The sequence below is a fragment of the Rhodanobacter sp. DHB23 genome, from assembly GCF_014842975.1.
In the GTDB taxonomy this organism is placed as follows: domain Bacteria; phylum Pseudomonadota; class Gammaproteobacteria; order Xanthomonadales; family Rhodanobacteraceae; genus Rhodanobacter_A.
Genome location: NZ_JACYXK010000019.1, coordinates 19,120 through 42,446, shown reverse-complemented (window position 1 = coordinate 42,446; position 23,327 = coordinate 19,120). Strand labels below are relative to the sequence as shown.

Sequence of the window (23,327 nt, the reverse complement as noted above, 5' to 3'; positions counted from 1 at the left end):
AATATGGTGCCCAGGCAGACGATTTCGTGCTCTGGCGGGCAATCACGCCAGGCCGTCGCAGTGTCGGAACACCCCGCAAGACCGGGGCCCACGACGGTCTCAGCCAACTGTCCCTTCGCCACCTGAAAGAGACTGGGAATGGGCATGCCCTCCAGCCCACTCCATGCATCAGGCCACTGCGAGGCCTTCAGCGCCAGCCATCACGCGGTTGCGACCACCGCGCTTGGCGCCGTACAGCGCGGCATCGGCCTCGGTGCACAGACGGCGCAGGTCGTGACCGGCGGCGTCGGTGAAGGCGAGGCCGATGCTGGTGGATACCGTCACGACCACGCTGTCGAGTTCCACTGAAGTGGCTTCGATGGCCGCGCGGATCCGTTCGGCGATCGCCATGCCCTGCTCGCGCGAGCAATCCACCAGCAGGATGCCGAACTCCTCGCCGCCGAGGCGGCCGAACAGGTCGACGGGACGCAGGTGCTGCTTGCAGGCATCGACCACGCGGTGCAGCACCTCGTCGCCCATGGCATGACCATGGGTATCGTTGATGCTCTTGAAGTGGTCGAGGTCGATGATGGCCACGCAGGCCACGCCCTTCCGCTTCTCCAGCTGGTGCAACACGCGCCCGGCCTCACCCATGAAGTGCTGGCGGTTGTAGATGGCGGTCAGGCCATCGAGGTGCGACAAGTGCTTGAAGCGCAGCTGCGAGCGCTTGAGCCGGAACATCGCCAGGGCACCGAAACCCAGCGCCATGAGCAGCAGCACGAGGTAGAGCCGGTTGGCTTCGGCCGTCTTGGCGTCCAGCCTCTGCCGCGCGCGCAACCCGGCGTTCTGCTCGCTCAGCTTTTCGGTCTCCAGCTTCTGTGCCAGCACGTGTTGCTGCACCGCTTCGTAGGCCAGCGCACGCGCGTGGATGTCGTCGAGGTAGGCCTTGTCCAGCGCGGCGAACTTCTCGTGATAGTCGAGTGCGGCGGCGGTGTTTCCCTGCTTCTTTTCGATGCGGTACAGCACCTCATAGGCCTCTTTCAACCAGTCGCCCGAATCACCCGATGGCCCTGCGGCGATGGCAGCCAGGGCGGCCTTTCTGGCCGCATCGTCTTCGCCCACGGCAGCCAGTGCCTTCGCCTTTTCCAGCAGTGCCGCCAGTTTGTAGGCCAAATAGCCGTTGACCTCGAGTTCGGGCGCGATTCGGTCGAGCAGGGCCAGTGCCTTGCGCGGCTGCCCTTCCTGTACATACAGGTCGGTGAGCCTGAGCCACAGACTCACGTTGAACACTGGCTCAGTGGTCGCCGGACAGGCATCGAAGGCCTGTTGCAGCTCCGGGGTGTCAGACTTGAGTCGATGACCGCTGAAGAGCGCCTCGACCAGAGCTGACGCGGCGTAGCACGGACTATCTCCGGCAGGGACAGTAGCCATCGCCATGCGCGCGTAGTGCACGGCCAAGTCGGTCTGGCCGGCCAAACCCAGCGCCACTGACAAGTTCAGCAGCAGCGGCAAGCGAACCTTCGCATCCCTGACCTGCGGCAAATGTGCCGCGACGCGACCAGCCAGCTCGAACGCCTCCGTGTATTGCCTGGTGATCCCGAGCTGGCTGAGCAGCATGGCGGACGCACGGTCGGCCAAGGCGGGATTGCCGGAGTGCTGGATAATGTCCTGAAACAGCACTTCCGACTTGGCATAGTCGCTTTCATACATGGCCTCCCACGCGTTCGAGTACCGCAGGTGCCACATCTGATCCGGCGTCAGCTTGGATGCCTCCCGGTTGAGTAACGCCAATCGTTGCAGGAAGAGCGGATGATCCGTGGTTGCCAGAGTCTGGGTCTGCTCGAGATAGGCATCCAAGTCGGCAATGGGCGTGGCGGCCAGACCAGCCCGCCAGCACAGGCAGCCGGCGAAGCCCACCCATACGACCCATTTCCGCAGGTTGTTCGGCCAACGGAGCGCCACTACACCCTTCTCCCTCAGCGCGCGAGGACTTGCCCGGCAAGGGGGGAGAGCGCGCGATCGGGTTGGGACGGCACTGGTTGGGGTGCGTCGGTTTCTTCTTCCTCTTCGTCCCCGTGGCCGGGCGAATTCATTTGAGGCGTTTCCGACATTTGCGGAAGACCCAGTTCGTGGCGCAACGACACCCCATCGCCCAATGCAACCGCTGTCGTGAGTCCAGCACTCGCCCGCGCCTCTTCCAGCACGCCCATCAACTCGTCGGTCTGCGCATAGCGCAGCGATGCGTCGCTGCCGATGGCTTCCAGCAATTCGATCGTATCGGTCATATGTTCCCCCCCAGCACCCTGTTTCCACATACTCAAGCGGCATCGGCGTGCCGCACCGCTTCGCTTCAGGCCACGGCGCCCTGCTTTTCCCTTGCATCCAGCGCCTGCAATCGTTCCAGCATGGCATGGTTCGGCTGCAAGGTCACGGCGGGCGGCAGCACCACGGTTTCCTCGGCGGTCAGCGGCACCTCGGCCAGCTCGCGCAAGGTGATGCGCTGGATGCGCGGCCGCTCGATGGGCAGCGTGGCGCCGCGGTAGACGATGACTTCATGGTCCAGCGGGTAATCCTGTCCCAGCCGCTCCACCAACAGTGCACGGTAGGCCGGCCCGGTGTCGAAACGCCCCACCGAGCGGTTGCCGACCACCCCCACCTGCCACAGCACCAGGTAACCGGCGGGATCGATGCGCCGCTCGCAGTACAGCAGCTGGCTGGCCTCGAAGTGCTGGCAGCCGTAGCGGCCGGGATCGAAGCCGAGGTCGGCGTACAGGCAGTCCTCGGCGGAGATGCCCGGCTCCATGTGCGCCTCGTAGCCTTCCGCACGGGCCTGCTCGATGACCTTGTGCGGCGACCACGCGAAGATGCCGGGATGGCCGTAGAACACGCCGCAGACCCGCTTGCCGGCGCGCAGCTCGTCCATCATCAACGCCACCCATTCGCGGTAGGTCTTCATGCGCGGCTTGCCCTCGGCATAGTAGGGCTGCAGGCTGCGCACGTCCGGGTGCAGGCGCTTGAGCCATTCTTCCGCGATGGCGTCGGAGAGCGCGGCGAACACCACGTCCGCCTGCACGATGTGGCTGCGCGCCAGCGGGGTGAGATGGGAGCCCAGCGTCATGCCCAGGCCCACGCAGGCCAGGCGGCCGCGGCCGGGAACGCTCAAGGAAGAGAGAATGGCGTTGTTCATCCGGCGATCTTAGCGAACTTCCCGTCCCCTGCTTGCAGGAGGCGCAGGGAGCACGCCCCGCCATCGCAGCTGGCGCATCAGGCCGTCACCAGACACCCGGCGCCAGTCATCACCCGGTTCCGCCCGTCGTGCTTGGCGCGGTACAGCGCGGCATCGGCCTCGGTGCACAGGCGATGCAGGTCGTGGCCGATGCTGTCGGTGAAGGCCAGGCCGATGCTGGTGGACACCGCCGCCACCGCGCCGTCGAGTTCCACCGCGGTGGCTTCGATGGCGGCGCGCATGCGTTCGGCAATCGCCATGCCCTGTTCACGCGAGCAATCCGCCAGCAGGATGCCGAACTCCTCGCCGCCGAGGCGGCCGAACAGGTCGGCGCTGCGCAGGTGCTCCTTGCAGGCGCCGACCACGCGGCGCAGCACCTCGTCGCCCATGGCATGCCCATGGGTGTCGTTGACGTGCTTGAAGTGATCGAGGTCGATGATGGCCAGGCAGGCCGCGCCCTTCCGTTTCTCCAGCTGGTGCAACACGCGCCCGGCTTCGCCCATGAAGTGCTGTCGGTTGTAGATGGCGGTCAGGCCATCGAAGTGCGACAGGCGCTTGAAGCCCAGCTGCGAACGCTTGAGCCGGTACATCGCCAGGGCGCCGAAGCCCAGTGCCATGAACAGCAGCACGAAGTAAAGCCGGATGGCTTCGGCCGACTTGGCATCCAGCTTCCGCTGCGCACGCAGGCCGGCGTTCTGCTTGCTCAGCTTTTCCGTCTCCAGCTTCTGCATCAGCACGTGCTGCTGCATCGTTTCGTAGGCCAGCGTGCGTGCGTTGATGTCATCGAGGTAGGCCTTGTCCAGCGCCGCGAACTTCTCGTAGTAACCGAGCGCGGCGGCGGCGTTCCCTTGCTCTTTCTCGATGCGGTAGAGCACCTGGTAGGCGTCTTTCAGCGACAGGTCGAAACCGCTTGAGGCTGCTGCCGCGATGACCGCAAGCGCCGCCTTCCGGGCGGCATCGCCGTCCCCCAGGGCGGCCAGCGCCCATGCCCGGGTTTCCAGCACGCCCAGCTTGCTGGAGGCCTCACCAGCGGCGTCCACGCGTGGCTGGAGCTCGTCGAGCAGGGTCAATGCCTTGCGCGGCTGTCCTTCATGCGCATACAGGTCGGCCAGGTCGAGGGCAATGCCCGTATTGAAGAGCGGCTCCGTGGCCAGCGGACAGGCCTCGAATGCCTGCTGCAATTCCGGGCTGTCGGGTTTCAGCCTGTGGCCGCTGAAGAGCACATCCACCAGGATGCCGGCGGCATAACAACGGCTTTCCGCGGCATGGTCGGCATCCATCGCCATGTGTGCATAACGTACGGCCAGGTTCGTCTGGCCGGCCAGACCCATCGCCTGCGACAGGTTCAGCAGCAACGCATAGCGGACCTTCGCGTCCGCGACCTGCGGCAGCCTTGCCGTGAGACGGTTTGCCAGGTCGAACGCATCGACGTAGCGCCGGGTGGCTCCGTACTGGCTCAGCAGCATGGCGGAGGCGCGATCCGCCAGCTTCGGATCGCCGGAGTGCAGGGCGATGTCCTTGAACAGCGCCTCCGACCTGCCGTAGTCACCCTCGTACTTGGCTTCCCACGCGTTCATGAGGCGCAGGTGCCATTGTTGATCCGGAGTCAGGCTGGCAGCGCTCCGATTGAGCTGGGCCAGCAATTGCAGGGAACGCGGGTGATCCGTGACCTGCAGGTCCCAGGTCTGTTTGAGCAAGGTGTCCGGATCGGCGATGGCAGTGGCGGCATGCGCCGCCTGCAGGCACAGGCTGCCTGCGAAAGCCGCGCCTGCAAACCATCGTCCCGTACTGCCCGGTCGCCAGAGCATGCGACTTCACCTGCCGGGCTTCGGCCCGATCGGATTTCCTGGCGGGTGGAGGCGATGGCGACGCACCGGGTCGGCAATGCCCCGGTCCGGGGAGGTCACGTTCGTCTTCGTTGCCACCCTCATTGTCTGGCGCCTGTCCAGTACTTGCGTTGCCTGCTGGAGCCCCCGTTCCTTGCTCGACGGCATGCCATCCCCCGGGACCATCGCTTCCGTGAGTCCGACGCTCACCTGAGTCCACTCCAGCATGGCATGGTTCGGCGACAAGGTCACGGCGGGCAGCAACACGGCTTCCCCGAGTCCCGAGGCGCTTCGGCGAGCTGGCGCGAAGCATCTTCACCGACCGCCTGCGGAAGGGTGAACTCCGGCATCTCGGGGCACGGGTCAGGCCGTCACGAAATACCCGGCACCGGTCATCACGCGATTGCGCCCGTCATGCTTGGCGCGGTACAGCGCGGCATCGGCCTCGGTGCACAGGCGATGCAGGTCGTGGCCGATGCTGTCGGTGAAGGCCAGGCCGATGCTGGTGGACACCGTCACCACCACGCCGTCACGCTCCGCCACTGTGGCCTCGATGGCCGCGCGGATGCGTTCTGCAATCGCCATGCCCTGCTCGCGCGAGCAATCCACCAGCAGGATGCCGAACTCCTCGCCACCGAGGCGACCGAACAGGTCGACGCCGCGCAGGTGCTGCTTGCAGGCTGCGACCACGCGGCGCAGCACCTCGTCGCCCATGGCATGGCCATAGGTATCGTTGATGCTCTTGAAGTGGTCGAGGTCGATGATGGCCACGCAGGCCATACCCTTCCGCTTCTCCAGTTGGTGCAGCGCGCGCCCGGCCTCGCCCATGAAGTGCTGGCGGTTGTAGATAGCGGTCAGGCCATCGAGGTGCGACAAGCGCTTGAAGCGCAGCTGCGAGCGCTTGAGCCGGAACATCGCCAGGGCGCCGAAGCCCAGCGCCATGAGCAGCAGCGCGAGATAGAGCCGGTTGGCTTCGGCCGTCTTGGCATCCAGTTGCCGCTGCGCACGCAGGTCGGTGTTCTGCTTGCCCAGCCTTTCCGTCTCCAGCTTCTGCGCCAGCATGTGCTGCTGCACTGCTTCATAGGCCAACGCACGCGCGTGGATGTCGTCGAGGTAGGCCTTGTCCAGCGCGGCGAACTTCTCGTAGTAACCGAGCGCGGCAGAGGCATTCCCCTGCCTCTTCTCGACGTGGTAGAGCACCTCGTAGGCCTCTTTCAGCCATGCATCAATGTCGCCCGATTTCCCGTTGGCGGCGACCGCCAGCGCCATCCGCCTGGCGGCGCCATCGTCGCCCAGGGCAGCCATGGCCGATGCCCTGTCCACCAGGGCCGACAACCGGGCCGGAACATAGCCGTTGGCATCGACGCTGCGCTGGATCCGGTCGAGCAGGGCCAGCGCCTTGCGCGGCTGCCCTTCCTGCAGCAGCAGGTCGACGAGTATGAGGTGCAGATTGGTGTTGTACAGCGACACCTTGTCCGCCGGGCATGCCTCGAAACCCTGCTGCAGCTCCGGGCTTTCGGATTTGAGCCGCTTGCCGTAGTAAAGCACCTCGACCAGGATCGACGTGGGGTAGCACTGGTCCTCGCCGGCAGGAACGGTCGCCATCGACATGCGTGCGTAGTGCACGGCCAGGTCGGTCTGGCCGGCGGACCCCATCACCTGCGACAGGGTGGACAGCAGCAGGCGGCGTTCCTTGGCATCCGTGACCTGCGGCAAGCGCGCCGCGATACGGTTGGCCAGCTCGAACGCCTCGGTGTAATGCCTGGCGGCCCCGAGCTGGCTCAGCAGCACGGCAGAAGCATGATTCGCCAGGTGCGGGTTGCCGGAGCGCTCGATGACATCGTCGAGCATGGCTTCCGACCTGGCGTAGTCGCCCTGGTACATGGCCTCCCAGGCGTCGAGGTAGCGCATCTGCCATTGCTGGGCGGGCGTGAGGCTGGCCGCCAGTTGGTCGAGCTGGGCCAATACCTGCAAGGACCGCGCATGATCCGTGACCTGCAGGGCATAGATCTGCCTGATCAGGGCATCCGGGTCGGCCACGGGCGTGGCGGCAAGGCCGGCCCGCCAGCACAGGCAACCGGCGAGGCCCACCCAGGCGAGCCGCCTTCCGATGCTGCCGAATACCCAAGACATGCCCTTTCCCCTGCAAACCCGTGCAACGACATGCAACACCCGGCCTCCGGCCGCAGCAGCCATCCGTTGCCCGCCTCCTCACCCGCGCAAGCATGGCACGGTTACGCCGCAAGATCATCGCACGCTCATCGGCACCACTTCGGAGCCCGTCCACAGAAGACAACGCGACCGCTGGCCCTGCCATCCATGCCATCAGGCACAGTTGCGCCACACCGCAGCTCGCTAGGCTTGGGTTTTCCCACGCGAGGACACATCCGTGCGCAAGCCGCTGCAAACGAGCTTGCTGGCAGCCCTGCTGCTGGCCGGTTTCCACCACCCGGCACTGGCCGCCGACAAGAAATCGCCCGCGGCGGAAGCACTGGGCACCGGCGACGGCTACCAGTTGCCGCCCTTCCCCGCCGACGCCCACGTGTCGCAGTCCACCACGGCGGGGGGCCGCACGCTGTCGTACACCGCCACCGTGGGCTCGCTGCCTGTGCGCGACGACACGGGCAAGGTGATCGCTCAAGTGATGTTCACCGCCTACACCATGCCCGGCAAAAATCGCCCGGTGACCTTCGCGCTGAATGGCGGCCCGGGCGCCTCCTCGGTGTACCTCAACCTCGGCGCCATCGGCCCGAAGAAGGTGAACTTCGGCGTGGAAGGCGACAACCCGTCCGACCCCGCCATGCTGCATGACAACCCCGGCACCTGGCTGGGCTTCACCGATCTGGTGTTCATCGACCCGGTAGGCACCGGCTTCAGTCGCGCGCTGGTGGACGACAAGGAAGCCACCAAGGATTTCTACAGCACCAACAGCGACATCCATTACCTCTCGCGCATCATCTACGACTGGCTGCTCAAGAACGGCCGCATGGAGTCGCGCAAGTACCTGGTGGGCGAGAGCTACGGCGGCTTCCGCGGCCCGCGCATCACCGACTATCTGCAGACCCAGTTGGGCGTGGCGATGAACGGCGTGGTGCTGCTGTCGCCCTATCTCGATCCAGCAGCATCGGACGACGAGAATGTCTCGCCGCTGCCGTGGATGCTCACCCTGCCCTCGATCGCCGCCGCGCACCTGGAGCGCCAGGGCAAGCTCGACGCGCAGTCCATGCAGTCCATCATCGACTACACGCGCACCACCTACGCCAGCACGCTGATGCAGGGCCGCGCGAACCCGGCCGCCACGCAGGCGATGATCCAGAAGGTCAGCGAGCTCACCGGGCTCGACCCGGTGTTCGTGCAGCGCTCCGGCGGCCGGCTGGAAACCCAGGCCTACCTGCGCGAGGTATACCGCGCCGAGGGCAAGCTGGGCAGCCGCTACGACTCCAACGTCACCGCCTGGGATCCTTTCCCCTACGCGCCGCACCAGCGCTCCGGCGACCCCATCCTCAACGGCATCATCGCGCCCACCACCACGGCGATGGTCAACTTCATCACCCAGACCGTGGGCTGGAAGTACGACGGCCGCTACGGCGCACTCAGCTACGACGTGGGCCGGCTGTGGCACGACGACGACGACGCCAACAGCGGCTCGGTGGCGCAACTGCGCGAGGCAGTGGCGAATGATCCCGGCCTGCGCGTGCTGATCGCCCACGGCTGGGACGACCTCTCCTGCCCGTTCATGGCCTCGGTGCTGATCGTCGACCAGATGCCCGCGATGGGCGACCCCACCCGCGTGCAGGTGAAGGAATATCCCGGCGGCCACATGTTCTACGCGCGGCCGTCCAGCCAGGCGGATTTGCTGCACGACGTGAAGGCGTTGTACGGGGTGAACTGAACGCACCGGCGCCCTCTCCCGCGTGCGGGGGATGGCGTCCTTCACGCCAGCCGCCACACCCGTGCTCGATAATCACCGCCAACATCCGCGATGAGGTGCACCATGAAGCCCGTCACCGTCAGCCTGCTCGCGTTGTCCTTCACGGCGCTCGCGACCGCCGCATCCGCACAGGCGAAACCGCACGCTCCCGCCTATGCGCCGCTGCGCCCGGTCGCCGACTGCCTGCGCACCGATCGGATCACCGAGTGGCACGTGGTGGACCCGCGCACGATCACCACGCGCAATGGCCCGAACCGGTTCCTGGTGAAACTGCGGGCCGCTTGCCCGCAGCTGGGCTACGGGCCGCCCATCCTGCGGTTCGAGAGCAGCCCCGCGAACCGGGGGACAGCTCCCTTCAGCATCTGCGGCGAGGTCGGCGAGTCGGTGCGCTCGACGCAGCCGCCCTCCTGCCCGATCCAGTCGGTGCGCCCGATCGACAAGGCCACGTTCGACAAGCTCAGCGCACACGCGAGGCGCAACGGCAGCGGCGCGGACCAGTCCACGCAGCCCTGAACCCCTGAAAGCAGAGAGCCCGGCGAATGCCGGGCTCTCCGTTTGCCTCGCGACCTGACGATCAGTTGCCGTAGTAGGGCGCGCTGCCCACGTACTGCGTGGGATAGCCGTTGCTGTACACCACCGTGGCCGGCGGCGGGGCGGCCTGGTACACCACCGTGGCGGGCGGACCGTACACCACCGGGGCCGGCGCGTAGTACACCGGGGGCGGGGGCGCCAGCACGCTGCCCACGACACCGGCCACGGCACCCGCGACGATCGCACCGGCGATCCAGCGACCGCCCACCCAATGGCCGCCGCCGTGGTAGTAGCCACCATGGTAGCCACCGTAGTAACCACCATGGCCCCAGCCGTGCGCCGACGCGCTCAGCGGCATCGCCACCGCCGCGGCAACAGCCATACCGATAGCCAGAACCTTGCCGACATTACGCTTGGACATGGGGAAGAACCCTCCTGTTGATCTGCGGGACAAATGCTCGGACTTCCGCACTTAATCCGAACTGAAGGGTTCAAGATTTCGGACGCGCCTCGCTCCACGGATTGAACCCGCCTTCAGGCTTGCGATGGCGCAGCAGCCAGCAGCCGTGGATGTCGGCGCGGCGGGCGAAATCGAACGGGATGCTGGCGGCGCTCCAGTCCTCGATGTCGAAGCGCTCCGCCAGCGCGGCTTCGTCCAGCTTGAAGCGGCGGAAGTTGTTGGAAAACACGATCACGCCGTCGTTGGTCAGCCGCTCGGCGCAGGCTTCCAGCAAGGCCACGTGGTCGCGCTGTACGTCGAAGTCGTCGGCGCGCTTGGAGTTGGAGAAGGTCGGCGGATCGACGTAGATCAGGCCGTAGTGCGCACGATCCTGGCGCAGGAAAGCCACCGCGTCGGCCTGCATCAGCCGATGCCGGGCGCCGGTGAAGCCGTTGAGCGCGAGGTTGCGCGAAGCCCATTCGAGATAGGTGGCCGACAGGTCCACGCTGGTGGTGTCACGCGCGCCGCCCGCCGCCGCGTACACGCTGGCGGTGGCGGTGTAGGCGAACAGGTTGAGGAAGCGCCTGTTCGCCGCCAGCTCGCGCAACCTGGCGCGCACCAGGCGATGGTCGAGGAACAGCCCGGTATCGAGGTAGTCGGTGAGGTTGACCAGGAACCGCAGCCCGCCCTCTTCCACTTCCACGAACTCGCCGCGCTGGTCGAACTGGCCGTACTTGGAGCCGCCCTTGCCGCGCTCGCGCATCTTCAGCGCGATGCGCTCGCGCGGCACCGCGAACACTTCGCCGGCCACGCGGGCGATCTCGCGCATGCGCTGGCGCGCCACGTCGGCGGGCACGTCGGCGGGGGCGCGGTATTCCTGCACGTGCAGCCAGGTATCGCCACCCTCGCACGCATAGACGTCGATGGCGGCGGCGTATTCGGGCAGGTCCTGGTCGTAGGCGCGCCAGCACTGGATGCCTTCGCGCGCGAGCCGCTTGCGCAGGTGGCGCAGGTTCTTCTCCAGCCGGTTCTTCAGCATCTGCGCGCCGGCGGAAAGCGGCTTCTGTTCGCGTGGCGCCTCGTCGCGCCGGCGGATCTCGAATGTGAGCAACTGGGTTTCCAGCGCACCGTTGTACAGCGCGTATTTCTTCTCCGCGTGCAGGCCCAGCGCGCGACCCAGTTCCGCATCGCCCGCCAGCACGGCGGCGCGCCAGCCTGCGAACTGCGTGCGCAAGCGCTCGCCCAGCGCGTGGTACAGCGCAGGCATCTGCGCGCGCTCGCCCAGGCGCTCGCCGTACGGCGGGTTGGTGATGACCAGGCCGCGCGCCACCCCCGCCGGCGGTTCGGCATGCGCCATGTCGCGCTTCTCCAGCGCGAGGAAGCCGGCCACGCCCGCCTCCTGCGCGTTGCGCTTGGCGGTCTGCACCATGCGTGGATCGGCGTCGCTACCGAAGAAGCAGGGGCGCAGTTGCTTCAGGCCGGTTTCGGCGCGTTGGCGCGCCTCGTCCAGCAGGCCGCGCCACAGCGCGATGTCGTGCTGCTGCCAGCCGAGGAAGCCGTAGTAGTCACGGCGCCAGCCCGGCGCCACGTCGGCGGCGATCAGCGCGGCCTCGACCAGCAGGGTGCCCGAGCCGCACATCGGGTCGAGCAAGGCGCCACCTTCCGCATAGATTTCCGGCCAGCGCGCGCGCAGCAGCATGGCGGCGGCGAGGTTTTCCTTCAGCGGCGCCTCGCCCTGCAGCTCGCGCCAGCCGCGGCGATGCAGCGGCGAGCCGGCAAGGTCCAGCGACAGCGTGGCGCGGTCGCGCTTGAGGCGCAGGTTGAGGCGTACGTCGGGTTCGTCGGTATCCACGCCGGGACGCGTGCCGCCCTGCTGGCGGAACTGGTCGACCACGGCGTCCTTCACGCGCTGGGCGATGAACTGGCTGTGGGTGAGTTTGCTCTGCGCGGTGTGCGCATCCACCGCCAGCGTGGCGTGCGCGGCGAGGTGCTGCGACCAGTCGATGGCCTGCACGCCGGCGTACAGGGCATCGTCCGTCGCGGCGTCGAACTCGGCCAGCGGCAGCAGGATGCGGCTGGCGAGGCGCGACCATAGGCAGGCGCGATACGCGGTTTCCAGCGGACCGGTGAAATGCACGCCGGCCAGCGCCTCGCGCACGTCCTGCGCGCCCAGCGCGACCAGCTCGTCGCGCAGCAGGTATTCCAGCCCCTTGGGACAGGTGGCGAACCAGCGATTCATGCCAAGGCTCCCAGCAATGCGTCGAGCTGCGCGGTGATCGACCCCATGCTGGCGAGCAGGCGGTGGTCGTCGTCCAGCAGCAACAGCGGCAGCCGGCGCTGCGCGGCGAACGCCTGCACCGCCGATGCCGGGCACACTTCGTCGCGCCAGCCGTGGACCAGCACCGCGGGCACGCCCGCGCGCACATCCAGCACCTGCGCGACACCTGGAACCAGTGGCGGGGTGGCGAGCAGGAACAGCGCCGCCACCGGCGCTTCCAGCGACGCCAACGCGGAGGCGAACGCCCCCATGCTCGATCCCACCAGCACCGGCGGGGTGTCGCATGACGCCATGGCCTCCCGCAACTGCCGCACGCGCGGCACGACCGCATCCGCGTAGCCGTTGCCGTCGTGGGCGCGGAAATCCGGGCGCTGCGTGCGCCAGCCCTGCGCCTCGGCGCGCGCCGCCAGGGCACTGATCTTGGTCGCGTCCGGGCTCGAATCCAGGCCGTGCGAGAGGATGATGTGGCCGCGCATCGCGGTCTCCGTAAGTCGTTGGCACCGCGTACTGCGGTTGTCCATGATAGCGGGCCGCATGCGAGACTCCCCGCATGAACGCCCTTACCATCCACGACCAGCCCCTGCCCTACGTGGCGAAACTGCCCGAACGGCCTGCCGACGCGGTGACCCTGGCGGTGATCCACTGCACGGAGCTGCCCGACCTGGCCACGGCGCGCGAATACGGCGAAAAAGTGCTGTACGACAGCGGCGCCGGCAACAGTGGCCATTACTACGTCGACCGCGACGGCACGGTGTACCGCTACGTGCCCGGCACCCGCGTGGCGCACCATGTGCGCGGCTGGAACCCGTCCTCGATCGGCATCGAGCTGGTGAACCGCGGGCGCTACCCCGACTGGTTCGGCTCGGGCAACCAGACCATGACCGAGCCCTACCCCGCCGCGCAGATCGCCGCCCTGCGCGCGCTGCTGGCGCAACTGCGCCTCGACTTCCCCCGCCTGTGCGAGATCGCCGGCCACGAGGACCTGGACACCGCCCGCGTGGCGGCCAGCGACGATCCGGCGCTGACCGTGCCGCGCAAGCTCGATCCCGGACCGTTGTTTCCGTGGAATGAAGTGCTGGTGGGATGCGGGCTGGTGCGCATCGCCCCTCCCCCTGCGACGCAGGGGGAGGCTGGGAGGGGGTAGCTTTTCACCCCGCGCAAAAAGCACCCCACCCCAGCCCTCCCCTGCACGCAGGGGAGGGAGGCATGCTGCCCCGCTATAATGGGCGTTCCCCCACGCCCGAAACACGCCCGCATGCGCGAAGCACACGTCAACGAACTGGTCGAGCTGCTGCAGCTCGAACGGCTGGAGGACAACCTGTTCCGCGGCCAGAGCCGCGACATCGGCACGCGCTTCGTGTTCGGCGGACAGGTGCTGGGGCAGGCGCTGTCGGCGGCGCAGCAGACCGTCGATCCCTCGCGCGAGGCGCATTCGCTGCACGCCTACTTCCTGCGCGCCGGCGACATCGACGCGCCCATCGTGTACAGCGTGGAGCGCGCACGCGACGGCGGCACGTTCTCCTCGCGACGGGTGCTGGCGATCCAGCACGGCCAGCCCATCCTGAACGGCTCGATCTCGTTCCAGGTGCCGGAAAAGGGTTTCGAGCACCAGACCGCGATGCCCGAAGTACCGGCGCCGGAAGACGTGGAGCCGATGCGGCCGCTGCCTGCGGACGAACTGTCCAAGCTGCCGGTGAAGCTGCAGCGCTGGCTGGGCATCGATGGTCCGTTCGAATTCCGCCTGGTATGGCCGCGCGACGAGATGCACCCGGTGAAGCGGCCGCCGATCCAGCACATCTGGTTCCGGCTCGCCGCGCCGATCAGCGACTCGCCGGTGCTGCACCGCGCCCTGCTCGCCTACGCCTCCGACTTCCACCTGATCGGCACCGCCACGCTGCCGCACGGCATCTCCTACCTCACCCACAACGTGCAGATGGCCAGCCTCGACCATGCGCTGTGGTTCCACCGCCCGTTCCGGGTGGACGACTGGCTGCTGTATTCCTTCGACAGTCCCACCGCCCAGGGCGGCCGCGGGCTGGCGCGCGGGCAGATCTTCGACCGCGCCGGCCGGCTGGTGGCCTCCACCGCGCAGGAAGGCCTGATCCGCCTGCGCGGCGAATAAGGGAACCACGCATGCGCCAGATCTACACTTCCCCCCGCCCCGGCAACATCGACCGCGTGGTCGCCCTGATGGCCGAGCACGGCATCGCCACCCAGGTGGAGAACCGCTCGAGCTGGCGCACGCAGGGCCATCGCCGCTTCAGCTACCAGGAACCGGACAGCGCGCGCGACCACTGGGAGCAGGTGTGGATCACCCACGCCGACGACTACACCCGCGCCCGCGAACTGATGCGCGAGCTGGGCATCGAACCGGTGGTGCGCTTCGGGCAGGACCTGGCCGCGGCGCGCAACCCGTCGCCGCAGGCCCGGCGCAAGTACACCGTGACGCGCGTGCGCCGCATCGTGATGCTGGCCATCCTGGGCGCCATTGCGCTGCTGGCGTTGCGCAACATGGGCGTGATCTGAGCCGCCCGTCCGCAGTGCGGCATGCGCACCGCATGATTTTCCGGCCTAGAATCGGGCCATGCGCTCCGAACAAGTCCGCCTGTTCCAGACCCTGCCGCACGCCTGCGGCTACTACGCCGAACGCACGGCGCAGAACCTGGTGCTCGACCCGGCGGCGCCGCAGCTGGACCGGCTGTACGGACCGGCGCTGGAACGCGGCTTCCGCCGCGCCGGCGGGCACCTGTACTTCCCGCACTGCCCGGAATGCAGGGCCTGCAAGCCCTGCCGCATCGACGCGCTGCACTTCGAGCCGGACCGCGCGCAGCGGCGCTGCCTGAAGCGCAACGCCGACATCACGGTCACCGAGTGCCAGGCCGGCTACAACGCCGAGCGCCACGCGCTGTACGAGAAATACCTGCGCCAGCGCCACCCCGGCGGCGGCATGGACGAAGCGGACGCCAGCGACTTCCGCCGCTTCCTCACCGCGCCGTGGAGCCCCACCGTGTTCCTGGAGTTCCGCCTGCACGGGCGCCTGCTCGGCGTGGCGGTCACCGACGTCTGCCGCAGCGCCCTGTCCGCCGTCTACACCTTCTACGACCCCGACGAGGAAACCCGCGGCCTCGGCACCCTCGCCATCCTCAAGCAGGTGGAGCTGGCGCGCAGCCGCCAGTTGTCCTGGGTCTACCTGGGCTTCTGGATCGAAGGGCATCCGAAGATGGACTACAAGCGGCGCTTCCGGCCGCTGCAGCTGCGTACGGCGGAAGGCTGGATCCCGATGCCTTGATGTAGGCGCACCCTGTGTGCGATTGCCTTGCGCCCCGATCGAAGCGCGAGGCAATCGCACACAGGGTGCGCTCCTTACCGGTTCAGGACTTGCGTGTTCGCGGGTACGGAAACAGCTTCTCCAGTGGCACCGAAATCCCGTCGTCGCCGACCACGCGGCAATGGCTGCGGTCGAGCTGGCGCGGGTCGTCCACGCCGCAGCTGTGGGCGATGATGCCCACTTCGTGCATCACGTTCTTCGCGTAGTTCGCCACCTTCTCGCTCTTGTCGGTGACCACCAGGCCGCGCTGCAGCTTGGGGTTCTGCGTGGTGATGCCGGTGGGGCAGGTATTGCGGTTGCACTGCAGCGACTGGATGCAGCCCAGCGCCAGCATGAAGCCGCGCGCGGAGTTGACGAAGTCCGCGCCCATCGACAACGCCCAGGCCACGTCGTAGGCGGTGATCCGCTTGCCCGAGCAGACCACCTTGATGCGCTCGCGCAGGCCCTTGACGACCAGGGTGTCGACCAGCGCCGGCAAGGCCTCGTGCAGCGGCAGGCCCACGCCTTCCATCAGGGTCTGCGGGGCCGCGCCGGTGCCGCCTTCGGAACCGTCCACGATGATGAAGTCCGGCGCGCTCTCGATGCCGCGCTTCCACACCTCGTCGCACAGTTCGTCGATCCACTCCATGCCGCCGAACACCGCCTTGAAGCCGGTGGGCTTGCCGGTGAGGTCGCGGATGTGCGCGATGGCATCCAGCAGCTGCGGCACGTTGGCGATGTCGAGGTGGCGGTTCGGGCTCTGCGAATCCTGCCCCACCGGGATGCCGCGGATCGCGGCGATTTCCGGCGTCACCTTGGCCGCCGGCAGCAGGCCGCCCATGCCCGGCTTGGCGCCCTGCCCGAGCTTGATGCTGACCATCTTCACCTGCGGGTGCGCGCAGATCGCCAGCAGCTTCTGGTCGTCCAGCCGGCCATCCGGCGTGCGCACGCCGTACTTGGCGGTACCGATCTCGAACACGATGTCGCAACCGCCCTCGAGGTGGTACGGCGCGAGGCCACCCTCGCCGGTATCCATCCAGATGCCGGCCTTGGCCGCGCCATGCGACAGCGCGCGCACGGCAGGCGCGGACAGCGCACCGAAACTCATCGCCGAGATGTTGAAGAACGCGGCGTGGTCGTAGGGCTGGCGCGCATGCGGTCCGATGCGCACCGGCTTCGGCTGCACGTGGTGGTCGCCCAGCGCCGGGAACGGCGCGTTGACGAAGAACGGCACGCCCTCGCCGCGCAGGTCGCGGGTGGAGCCGAACGCGTTGGTGTTTTCCGCGTTCTTCGCCGCGCGGTAAACCCATACGCGCTGGGCGCGGTTGAACGGCAGCTCCTCGCGATCGCTGGAGAACAGGTACTGGCGGAAGAACTCGCCCAGGCGCAGGAAGCCGTAGCGGAAGTGGCCGATCACCGGGAAGTTGCGCAGCACGGCGTTGGCCGTCTGGTTGCGGTCCACCACCCATACCACCGCGACCACCACCACGGTCAACGCCAGCAGCAGGAGGAACAGCGCTGCGAACGTCTCCACCAGCACCACCAACCAGTGCGAAAAACCCGTCGATTGCATGAGCGGCTCCTGTGTCGTGGGTCAAACAAAAGTGGGGGCTGAGCGGCGCTGCCTTTCTTCCCATCCCCGCTGAGGCGAAGGAGTCAAGGAGCCTCTGATTTTGCTCGTCATCCCAGCTTTCGCTTGGACGACGAGCAGAAAGGCCTTCCTAAAGCTCCACGCGCAACTGCGCCGCCGCGCGCACGGCCTTGGCGCGCGCCGCGTCGACATCGACGTCGCGCGCCAGCGTCACCGCCATGCGCCGCCGCCCCTTCACCTCGGGCTTGCCGAACACGCGCAACTGCGTATCCGCCTCGGCCAGTGCCGCCGCCACGCCGTGGTAGCGCGGCGCGCGGCCCTCGCCTTCCACCAGCACCGCGCACGAGGCGGAGGGGCCGAACTGGCGGATCACGGGGATCGGCAGGCCGAGGATCGCCCGCGCGTGCAGCGCGAACTCCGACAGGTCCTGCGAGATCAGCGTGACCAGCCCGGTGTCGTGCGGACGCGGACTGACCTCGGAGAAGATCACCGCGTCGCCCTTGACGAAGAACTCCATGCCGAACACGCCCCAGCCGCCCAGCGCGTTGGACACCGCCGCGGCCTGGCGCTGCGCCTCGGCCAGCGCCTTGTCGCTCATCGCCTGCGGCTGCCACGACTCGCGGTAGTCGCCGTCCTCCTGGCGGTGGCCGATCGGCGCGCAGAAACTGGTGCCGTCGCGATGGCGCACGGTGAGCAGGGTGATCTCGAAATCGAAATCGACGAAGCCCTCGACGATCACCCTGCCCTTGCCGGCGCGGCCGCCGGACTGCGCGTAGTCCCAGGCGTGCTGCAGCTCCGGCTCGCCGCGCACCACGCTCTGGCCCTTGCCCGAGGAGCTCATCACCGGCTTGATCACGAACGGATAGCCGATGTCGGCCACCGCACGGCGGTAGTCGGCCTCGTTGTCGCAGAAGCGGTACGGCGAGGTGGGCAGCTCCAGCTCCTGCGCGGCGAGCCGGCGGATGCCTTCGCGGTCCATCGTCAGCCACGCGGCGCGCGCGGTGGGGATCACGTGCAAGCCTTCGCGCTCCATCTCCACCAGGGTGGGCGTGTGGATCGCCTCGATCTCCGGCACCACCAGGTCGGGCTTCTCCTGCTCGATCAGCGCGCGCAACGCCTTGCCGTCCAGCATGTCGATGACGTGGCTGCGGTGCGCCACCTGCATCGCCGGAGCATCGGCGTAGCGGTCCACCGCGATCACCTCGACGGCGTAACGCTGCAGCTCGATCGCCACTTCCTTGCCCAGCTCGCCGGAGCCCAGCAACAGCACACGTATGGCATGGTCGGAATGGGGGGTGCCGAACGGCTTCATCGGATTCTCCGGCGCAGGCAAAGCGGCATTGTAGCGGCCGCGGAGCCACGTCCGGATCCATTCGACCTGCCTCAACGAGCGCCGTTGGCCGCCAGTCCCGATGGCGGCGTTGCGGACCCGCCGCGCGTGCCGTCGCCGGAGATCACGAACACGCGCCCTTCATGCCGGGCCAGCATCGCGGCCGCGGCGTCGGCATCGAGCTGGCGCAGCGGGCGCCCACTGGCGGCGTCGTAGACAGTCAACCGGTCGGCCTGGCGGTCGACCACGAGCAGCCGGTCGTAGCCGGCATCGCGTCCGTACCAGGGCATGCCGGATCCCGGCCATTGCCGGGCCAGGCCGAAGCCGTTCGACGCGGCCAGCACCAGCATCGCCAGCATCGCGGCGACCAGCCATCGCGGATGGGAATGCGGGATCGTGGCAAGCCTCATGCGCGCATGCTGCCCCGGCGGCGTGACAGGCCAATGACGGGGCGGCAGTCAATCCGCGCGCGGGCGCAGCGCCAGGCCCAGTGCGATCCAGCCGGCCACGAAGGCCACGCCGCCGAACGGCGTGACGATGCCGGTCCAGCGCGGCGCGCCCAACGCCAGTGCGTACAGGCTGCCGCTGAACAACACGATGCCCAGCACGAACGCGGACACCGCGCAGCGGCCTGCACGCCCGCGGCCCAGGCCTGCCGCCAGCACCAGGGCCAGCGCGTGCCACGCGTGGTATTCCACCGCCGTGTGCCACAGCTCGCGATGCGCCGGGTCGAGCATATCGCGCAAGGCGTGCGCACCGAATGCGCCAAGCAGCACCGCGCTGGCGCCGGCGATGCCGGCAAGCAGGCCGGCGCGGGATCGGGCAATTTGTCGCAGCATGGGCAGGCTCCGGAAGCAGGCATCGCCCGGCGCGATCGCTGGCGTATGCTTGGACGGTTGCAGTCCACGGATTCTCACATGAAGCTCCTGCGCGCCTCGCGCCTTGCCTTGCTCCTGCCGTCGCTGGCGGCCAGCTTGCTGCTGGCCGCCTGCCAGCACGGCAACGACCTGCCGTTCAAGCTCACCGACATCGGCGGGCACATGCCGGACCTGCAGTTCCAGCTCACCGACGACAACGGCAAGGCCGCGACCGCCGCCGACTATCGCGGCAAGGTGGTGCTGCTGTACTTCGGCTACACGCATTGCCCCGACGTCTGCCCGCTGACGCTGGCGCAGTTGCACGCGGCGCTGCAGAAGCTGGGCAAGCCGGCCGACGACGTGCGCATCCTGTTCGTCAGCGTCGACCCCGCGCGCGACACGCCGGCCGTGATGCATGCCTACGTCGGCGCCTTCGACCGGCGCGCGGTGGGCCTCACCGGCAGCCCGGCCGCGATCGAGGCATTGAGCAAGCGCTACCGCTCGGGCTTCACCCGCGAACCCGCCAGCGACGGCGGCAACTACGAAGTCACCCACAGCTCGGCGATCTACGTGTTCGACCGCAACGGCCATGCGCGCGTACTCGACGCCAATGCGCCGCAGGAGGACCTGGTGCACGACCTCGGCCTGCTGCTGGGCAACGGAGCCTCGCCATGAAACGCGCCGCCGTGCTGCTCGCCGGCCTGCTCGGCATCGGGCTCGCGCATGCCGGCGCAACGGCCCGCATCGACGCCAGCCACGCGTGGATACGCGTGCTGCCCGGCACGCTGCCGGCCGGCGCCTACGTCGTGCTGCGCAACGATGGCGACCAGCCCGTCGCGCTGACCGGCGCCGACAGCCCCGCCTACGGCATGGCGATGCTGCACCGGAGCACGCAGGCTGGCGGCAACAGCCGCATGGCGATGGTCGATGCGTTGACGATCCCCGCCCATGGCACGCAGGCGCTCGCACCCGGCGGCTACCACCTGATGCTGATGGACGCGAAGCACCCGGTACGGCCCGGAGACACCGTGCGCATCACGCTGCGATTCGACGACGGCGACACGCTGCCGGTGGATTTCATCGCGCGGCCGGCCAGCGCCCTCGGCGACCAGGGCCAGCCGTAGGAGCACCCTGTGCGCGAGTGCCTTGCGCTTCGACCAAGGCGAAAGGCCATCGCGCACAGGGCGCGCTCCTTACGACGTCGCCGCTGTGCGCGTCTGCCACGTCCTGCGCGGCAGGCGTCCGCTGCGCGACAGGCGCAGCCACTGCCGCAGCGCCAGCAACGCGCCTGCGGATTCCAGCAACGCCGCCGGCACCCAGGTGATCACGCCGCCGACCATCTGCCCGGTGAGCACGTTGAAGGTGAAGGCACGGCCGCAGATCTCGAAGATCGGATAGAGGTCGCTGCGCGAGAACGTGACGATGGCGCCCGCCAGGATCTGCGGCGCCATGGTGATGCCCGGTGACAGCACGCGCAGGCCCGCGCCCATGCGCCCCGGCGGATGCGGGCGATGGTCGAGGACCAGCGACCAGTAGACGAAGCCCGAAAGCAGCATCGTCCAGTTCATGAAGCGGTAGACGCGCCAGTCCAGCATGGCCAGCGTCTGCATGGCCGGCACCAGCCAGACCAGCACGAAGAACACGAACAGCAGCGACGCCAGCGCCGGCTGGAACAGCACGCCGCTGGCCACGCGCCACGGCCACGAGCGCCGCAGCGGCTTCAGCCAGCGCAGCCGCCAGCGCAGCGGCAAGCCGGCGCGCAGCACGCTGGCCGGGTACGAGGCGCAGATCAGCAGCGGCGTCAGGTGGTGCAGCAGCAGTTGCTGCAGGCGATGCACGAGGAATTCGTGTTCCGCGTAGAAATCCAGGTAGGTCTGCAGCGTGAGCCAGATGATGGCCATGCCGGTCCAGAACGCCACGCGCCGGCCGAGCGCCACATGGATGCGCCGGCTGCCGCGCCAGTACAGCACGGCGGCCACGAGGAAGCACGCGAGGAACACCCACGAGAACTCCCACGGCACGATCCATTTCAGCAGCGTCGTCATCGGCCCAGCATAGCCTTCGCCATGACGCGCGCCTTGCGGCGGATTGCCGCCCGGGCCGGCGTCGCCATCACCTGCGCCGCCGGTTGCGGCGGGCCCGGCGCCAGCCGTACAGCAGGCCGAGCAGGGCCACCAGCGCAGGCACCAGCACGATGTTGATGACCTTCAGGCGCGCGCCCAGCGCATCGATCTCGGCGTTGAGCTGGTGCTGCACGTCGCGCAGTTCCTTGTTGATCGCCAGCTGGCGCTGGCGGAACTGCTCGATCTCCTGGCGCTGCTCGGCGCCGACGTTGCCGGCATTGGTGCCGCCCTTGCCCGGTTGCAGTTCCTCCAGCCGCTGCCGCGTTTCGGCCAGCTCGCGCTCCAGCTCCTGCTCCTTCTGCAGGAACTTCTGGTCGGCCACGCTGCGCAACGCGTCCACGCGCGTGAACGGGCGCTGCGAGGTGGAACGCCCGCGGATGGAGAGCAGCGCCGAGGAACCGCTGAGGTTGTCGACCAGGTTGCCGAGGAAATCGCCGTTGTTGGCGAACGGCCGCATCATGGTCTGGCCGAGGACGGTCTGCGGCTCCACCCACAGGCGGTCGCTGAGCAGGTCGGTGTCGGCGACCAGGATCACCTCGTCGCCCGGCGCGGATCGCGCCAGGTGGCCGGGTTGCCGCGCGCGCTCCGGGAACGCGCTGGCGAAGCCGCCGCGCAGGCGCGCGGCGAACACGTAGTTGACGTTGTCCGGCTTGTAGTCCTGCAGCAGCAGCGAAGGGTTGTCGCCCGCCTGTTGCACGCGCTGCACCGGCACCGCCTCCGCATCGGCACTGCTCTGCAGCAACGGGACCAGTCGCGCAACCGCGTTCGGCGCGAGGTCGAAATGCCCCGCGCTGGAAAGGTCGAGGCGCTGCAGGCTCGCGGTGACCACGTCGTCGTGGTTGAGCTGCTGCGCATCCAGCCAGAGCATGGCGGGATGGCTGACGCTGTTGCCGCCCAGCTCGACGCTGAGCGCATGCGAGCGGTCCAGCACCACCTCGTGCGGGTCGTAGCGCACGCCCCAGGCCGCGAACAGCCGCGGCAGGTCGGAACTGTGGTCGGGCAGCGCGCCGGTGGCGGGATCGCCCGGCGTGTCGTCCAGTTCCGCGTCGGGATCGACGAACACCACCAGGTGGCCGCCGCGCAGCACGTACTGGTCGATGGCGTACAGCGCGTCGTCCGGCAGGTTCTTGGGATGGATCAGCAACAGCACGCGGATGTCGGCGCCGACCTGCTTGAGGTTGCCGGGATCCAGCGCCTTCACGTCGAACAACTGGTCCAGTTGCTGCAGCGCCACCCACGGCTGCTGGCCCAGCACCGGATTGCCCTCCACCGGCAACGAGCTGATCACGCCGATGCGCGGCTTGCTGCCCTGGTTCAACTCGTACAGCAGCTTGGCGATGTCGTACTCGAGGAACGACTCGCGCGCCGGGTCGAAGAACGGGATCGCCAGCGAACGCTCGGGCGCCACGTTCTCGGCCGCCTCGCCCTCGACGCCGGCGGGGAATGCACCGCCGGCGAGGCCGAAGAACACGCGCTCGCCGTTGCTGCCGCCGTTGGCCGGGGCGAGGCCGGCGCCCTCGGCGCTCGCCTCGTCGTCGGAATACGGCACCGGGTCGATCACCGACAGCTGCACCCGCCCGTGCGAACGGGCGGCGATCTCCTGCAGGATGTCGCGCACGCGCTGCTCGTAGCTGCGCAGCTTGGGCAGGTCGCGGGTGGCGTGCTCGGAGAAATACAGGGTGAGCCGCAACGGTCGTTGCAAGCCGTCGACGATCTTCAGGGTGCCGGGCGAGAGCGTGTACAGCTTGTCGGCGGTGAGGTCGATGCGCCGCGCGCGCAGCCAGTGCCCGCTGGACACGACCAGCGACACGGTGGCCACGGTCAGCAGCGCCAGCGCGACGTAGATCACCACGCGCCTGCCCTTGCGCAAGGACCTGGTGAACGGCTCGGGCAACTTCAGGCGCGCCAT

22 protein-coding genes are annotated in these 23,327 nt (G+C 68.3%); 8 read left to right on the top strand and 14 right to left on the bottom strand.

What is annotated here, in order from left to right; genetic code table 11:
• Positions 1-168 precede the first annotated feature (168 nt).
• The 5 genes from IHE47_RS02715 to IHE47_RS02695 form a co-directional block, all read right to left on the bottom strand.
• Entirely contained in the window at positions 169-1,941 is a 1,773-nt protein-coding gene (locus IHE47_RS02715) for a GGDEF domain-containing protein (RefSeq protein ID WP_343227424.1), read from the bottom strand.
• A gap of 14 nt (positions 1,942-1,955) precedes the next feature.
• Positions 1,956-2,264, bottom strand: a complete 309-nt coding sequence (locus IHE47_RS02710) for a hypothetical protein (protein WP_192103989.1) — start codon at positions 2,262-2,264, stop codon at positions 1,956-1,958.
• Positions 2,265-2,329: 65 nt separating this feature from the next.
• Entirely contained in the window at positions 2,330-3,166 is an 837-nt protein-coding gene (locus IHE47_RS02705) for an SAM-dependent methyltransferase (RefSeq protein WP_192103987.1), read from the bottom strand.
• A 77-nt stretch (positions 3,167-3,243) separates the two neighbouring features.
• Positions 3,244-5,013, bottom strand: coding sequence for a GGDEF domain-containing protein (locus tag IHE47_RS02700; RefSeq protein WP_192103985.1), 1,770 nt, complete (start codon positions 5,011-5,013; stop codon positions 3,244-3,246).
• Between the two features lie 381 nt (positions 5,014-5,394).
• Positions 5,395-7,164, bottom strand: a complete 1,770-nt coding sequence (locus IHE47_RS02695) for a GGDEF domain-containing protein (protein WP_192103983.1) — start codon at positions 7,162-7,164, stop codon at positions 5,395-5,397.
• 256 nt (positions 7,165-7,420) lie between these two features.
• Between IHE47_RS02695 and IHE47_RS02690 the strand changes: the two genes are divergently transcribed.
• Together IHE47_RS02690 and IHE47_RS02685 are read left to right on the top strand one after the other, a co-directional pair.
• On the top strand, positions 7,421-8,923 hold the full coding sequence (locus tag IHE47_RS02690; protein ID WP_192103981.1) for a peptidase S10: 1,503 nt from the start codon (positions 7,421-7,423) through the stop codon (positions 8,921-8,923).
• 102 nt (positions 8,924-9,025) lie between these two features.
• Positions 9,026-9,475, top strand: a complete 450-nt coding sequence (locus IHE47_RS02685; protein ID WP_192103979.1) for a DUF6491 family protein — start codon at positions 9,026-9,028, stop codon at positions 9,473-9,475.
• Between the two features lie 61 nt (positions 9,476-9,536).
• Here the strand turns inward: IHE47_RS02685 and IHE47_RS02680 are convergent, their stop codons facing one another.
• The 3 genes from IHE47_RS02680 to IHE47_RS02670 form a co-directional block, all read right to left on the bottom strand.
• Positions 9,537-9,914 carry a hypothetical protein gene (locus tag IHE47_RS02680; protein ID WP_192103977.1) on the bottom strand — a complete coding sequence of 126 codons (378 nt, stop codon included), beginning with the start codon at positions 9,912-9,914 and terminating at the stop codon, positions 9,537-9,539.
• Between the two features lie 70 nt (positions 9,915-9,984).
• The gene (rlmKL, locus tag IHE47_RS02675) at positions 9,985-12,171 is read right to left on the bottom strand and encodes a bifunctional 23S rRNA (guanine(2069)-N(7))-methyltransferase RlmK/23S rRNA (guanine(2445)-N(2))-methyltransferase RlmL (protein WP_192103975.1); all 2,187 of its coding nucleotides are present in this window, start codon (positions 12,169-12,171) and stop codon (positions 9,985-9,987) included.
• Positions 12,168-12,686: an alpha/beta fold hydrolase gene (locus IHE47_RS02670; protein ID WP_192103969.1), complete on the bottom strand. Its 519-nt coding sequence runs from the start codon at positions 12,684-12,686 to the stop codon at positions 12,168-12,170. The genes rlmKL and IHE47_RS02670 overlap by 4 nt, the downstream gene beginning before the upstream one ends.
• A gap of 74 nt (positions 12,687-12,760) precedes the next feature.
• Here IHE47_RS02670 and IHE47_RS02665 point away from each other — a divergent pair, with 74 nt between their 5' ends.
• The 4 genes from IHE47_RS02665 to IHE47_RS02650 all read left to right on the top strand — a co-directional run bounded on the left by IHE47_RS02665 (position 12,761) and on the right by IHE47_RS02650 (position 15,499).
• Complete coding sequence (locus IHE47_RS02665) at positions 12,761-13,354, top strand: N-acetylmuramoyl-L-alanine amidase (protein ID WP_192103967.1); 594 nt, start codon at positions 12,761-12,763, stop codon at positions 13,352-13,354.
• Between the two features lie 111 nt (positions 13,355-13,465).
• Positions 13,466-14,332: an acyl-CoA thioesterase II gene (locus IHE47_RS02660; RefSeq protein WP_192103965.1), complete on the top strand. Its 867-nt coding sequence runs from the start codon at positions 13,466-13,468 to the stop codon at positions 14,330-14,332.
• A gap of 11 nt (positions 14,333-14,343) precedes the next feature.
• Positions 14,344-14,736, top strand: coding sequence for a DUF2007 domain-containing protein (locus IHE47_RS02655; protein ID WP_192103963.1), 393 nt, complete (start codon positions 14,344-14,346; stop codon positions 14,734-14,736).
• A gap of 58 nt (positions 14,737-14,794) precedes the next feature.
• Complete coding sequence (locus IHE47_RS02650; protein WP_192103961.1) at positions 14,795-15,499, top strand: arginyltransferase; 705 nt, start codon at positions 14,795-14,797, stop codon at positions 15,497-15,499.
• An 82-nt stretch (positions 15,500-15,581) separates the two neighbouring features.
• Here IHE47_RS02650 and IHE47_RS02645 read toward each other — a convergent pair whose 3' ends face one another.
• The 4 genes from IHE47_RS02645 to IHE47_RS02630 form a co-directional block, all read right to left on the bottom strand.
• Complete coding sequence (locus tag IHE47_RS02645; RefSeq protein ID WP_192103960.1) at positions 15,582-17,090, bottom strand: FMN-binding glutamate synthase family protein; 1,509 nt, start codon at positions 17,088-17,090, stop codon at positions 15,582-15,584.
• 148 nt (positions 17,091-17,238) lie between these two features.
• The gene (gene purT / locus IHE47_RS02640) at positions 17,239-18,420 is read right to left on the bottom strand and encodes a formate-dependent phosphoribosylglycinamide formyltransferase (protein WP_192103958.1); all 1,182 of its coding nucleotides are present in this window, start codon (positions 18,418-18,420) and stop codon (positions 17,239-17,241) included.
• A 71-nt stretch (positions 18,421-18,491) separates the two neighbouring features.
• Positions 18,492-18,848 (bottom strand): hypothetical protein, encoded by a 357-nt coding sequence (locus tag IHE47_RS02635; RefSeq protein WP_192103956.1) that lies wholly within the window; start codon positions 18,846-18,848, stop codon positions 18,492-18,494.
• Between the two features lie 48 nt (positions 18,849-18,896).
• A complete protein-coding gene (locus IHE47_RS02630) occupies positions 18,897-19,274 on the bottom strand; it encodes a DUF423 domain-containing protein (RefSeq protein ID WP_225561586.1) in 378 nt (125 codons plus the stop codon).
• Positions 19,275-19,355: 81 nt separating this feature from the next.
• On the opposite strand from IHE47_RS02630, the gene IHE47_RS02625 reads away from it, so the two are divergent.
• Both IHE47_RS02625 and IHE47_RS02620 read left to right on the top strand, forming a co-directional pair.
• Positions 19,356-19,970: an SCO family protein gene (locus IHE47_RS02625; RefSeq protein WP_192103952.1), complete on the top strand. Its 615-nt coding sequence runs from the start codon at positions 19,356-19,358 to the stop codon at positions 19,968-19,970.
• A complete protein-coding gene (locus tag IHE47_RS02620) occupies positions 19,967-20,419 on the top strand; it encodes a copper chaperone PCu(A)C (RefSeq protein ID WP_192103950.1) in 453 nt (150 codons plus the stop codon). Before IHE47_RS02625 ends, IHE47_RS02620 begins: the two co-directional genes overlap by 4 nt.
• A 69-nt stretch (positions 20,420-20,488) precedes the next feature.
• Here IHE47_RS02620 and IHE47_RS02615 read toward each other — a convergent pair whose 3' ends face one another.
• Both IHE47_RS02615 and IHE47_RS02610 read right to left on the bottom strand, forming a co-directional pair.
• Complete coding sequence (locus tag IHE47_RS02615; protein ID WP_192103948.1) at positions 20,489-21,340, bottom strand: cytochrome c oxidase assembly protein; 852 nt, start codon at positions 21,338-21,340, stop codon at positions 20,489-20,491.
• Positions 21,341-21,407: 67 nt separating this feature from the next.
• A complete protein-coding gene (locus IHE47_RS02610; protein ID WP_192103946.1) occupies positions 21,408-23,327 on the bottom strand; it encodes a Gldg family protein in 1,920 nt (639 codons plus the stop codon).

What these genes read in the sequence shown, in the direction of transcription:
- IHE47_RS02685 (WP_192103979.1), top strand. Translation starts at nt 9,026, where the DNA reads ATGAAGCCCGTCACCGTCAGCCTGCTCGCGTTGTCCTTCACGGCGCTC.
- IHE47_RS02665 (WP_192103967.1), top strand. Translation starts at nt 12,761, where the DNA reads ATGAACGCCCTTACCATCCACGACCAGCCCCTGCCCTACGTGGCGAAA.
- IHE47_RS02680 (WP_192103977.1), bottom strand. Translation starts at nt 9,914, where the DNA reads ATGTCCAAGCGTAATGTCGGCAAGGTTCTGGCTATCGGTATGGCTGTT.
- IHE47_RS02650 (WP_192103961.1), top strand. Translation starts at nt 14,795, where the DNA reads ATGCGCTCCGAACAAGTCCGCCTGTTCCAGACCCTGCCGCACGCCTGC.
- rlmKL (WP_192103975.1), bottom strand. Translation starts at nt 12,171, where the DNA reads ATGAATCGCTGGTTCGCCACCTGTCCCAAGGGGCTGGAATACCTGCTG.
- IHE47_RS02705 (WP_192103987.1), bottom strand. Translation starts at nt 3,166, where the DNA reads ATGAACAACGCCATTCTCTCTTCCTTGAGCGTTCCCGGCCGCGGCCGC.
- IHE47_RS02710 (WP_192103989.1), bottom strand. Translation starts at nt 2,264, where the DNA reads ATGACCGATACGATCGAATTGCTGGAAGCCATCGGCAGCGACGCATCG.
- IHE47_RS02625 (WP_192103952.1), top strand. Translation starts at nt 19,356, where the DNA reads ATGAAGCTCCTGCGCGCCTCGCGCCTTGCCTTGCTCCTGCCGTCGCTG.
- IHE47_RS02655 (WP_192103963.1), top strand. Translation starts at nt 14,344, where the DNA reads ATGCGCCAGATCTACACTTCCCCCCGCCCCGGCAACATCGACCGCGTG.
- IHE47_RS02695 (WP_192103983.1), bottom strand. Translation starts at nt 7,164, where the DNA reads ATGTCTTGGGTATTCGGCAGCATCGGAAGGCGGCTCGCCTGGGTGGGC.
- IHE47_RS02660 (WP_192103965.1), top strand. Translation starts at nt 13,466, where the DNA reads ATGCGCGAAGCACACGTCAACGAACTGGTCGAGCTGCTGCAGCTCGAA.
- purT (WP_192103958.1), bottom strand. Translation starts at nt 18,420, where the DNA reads ATGAAGCCGTTCGGCACCCCCCATTCCGACCATGCCATACGTGTGCTG.
- IHE47_RS02635 (WP_192103956.1), bottom strand. Translation starts at nt 18,848, where the DNA reads ATGAGGCTTGCCACGATCCCGCATTCCCATCCGCGATGGCTGGTCGCC.
- IHE47_RS02620 (WP_192103950.1), top strand. Translation starts at nt 19,967, where the DNA reads ATGAAACGCGCCGCCGTGCTGCTCGCCGGCCTGCTCGGCATCGGGCTC.
- IHE47_RS02670 (WP_192103969.1), bottom strand. Translation starts at nt 12,686, where the DNA reads ATGCGCGGCCACATCATCCTCTCGCACGGCCTGGATTCGAGCCCGGAC.
- IHE47_RS02610 (WP_192103946.1), bottom strand. Translation starts at nt 23,327, where the DNA reads ATGGCGCGCCTGAAGTTGCCCGAGCCGTTCACCAGGTCCTTGCGCAAG.
- IHE47_RS02645 (WP_192103960.1), bottom strand. Translation starts at nt 17,090, where the DNA reads ATGCAATCGACGGGTTTTTCGCACTGGTTGGTGGTGCTGGTGGAGACG.
- IHE47_RS02615 (WP_192103948.1), bottom strand. Translation starts at nt 21,340, where the DNA reads ATGACGACGCTGCTGAAATGGATCGTGCCGTGGGAGTTCTCGTGGGTG.
- IHE47_RS02700 (WP_192103985.1), bottom strand. Translation starts at nt 5,013, where the DNA reads ATGCTCTGGCGACCGGGCAGTACGGGACGATGGTTTGCAGGCGCGGCT.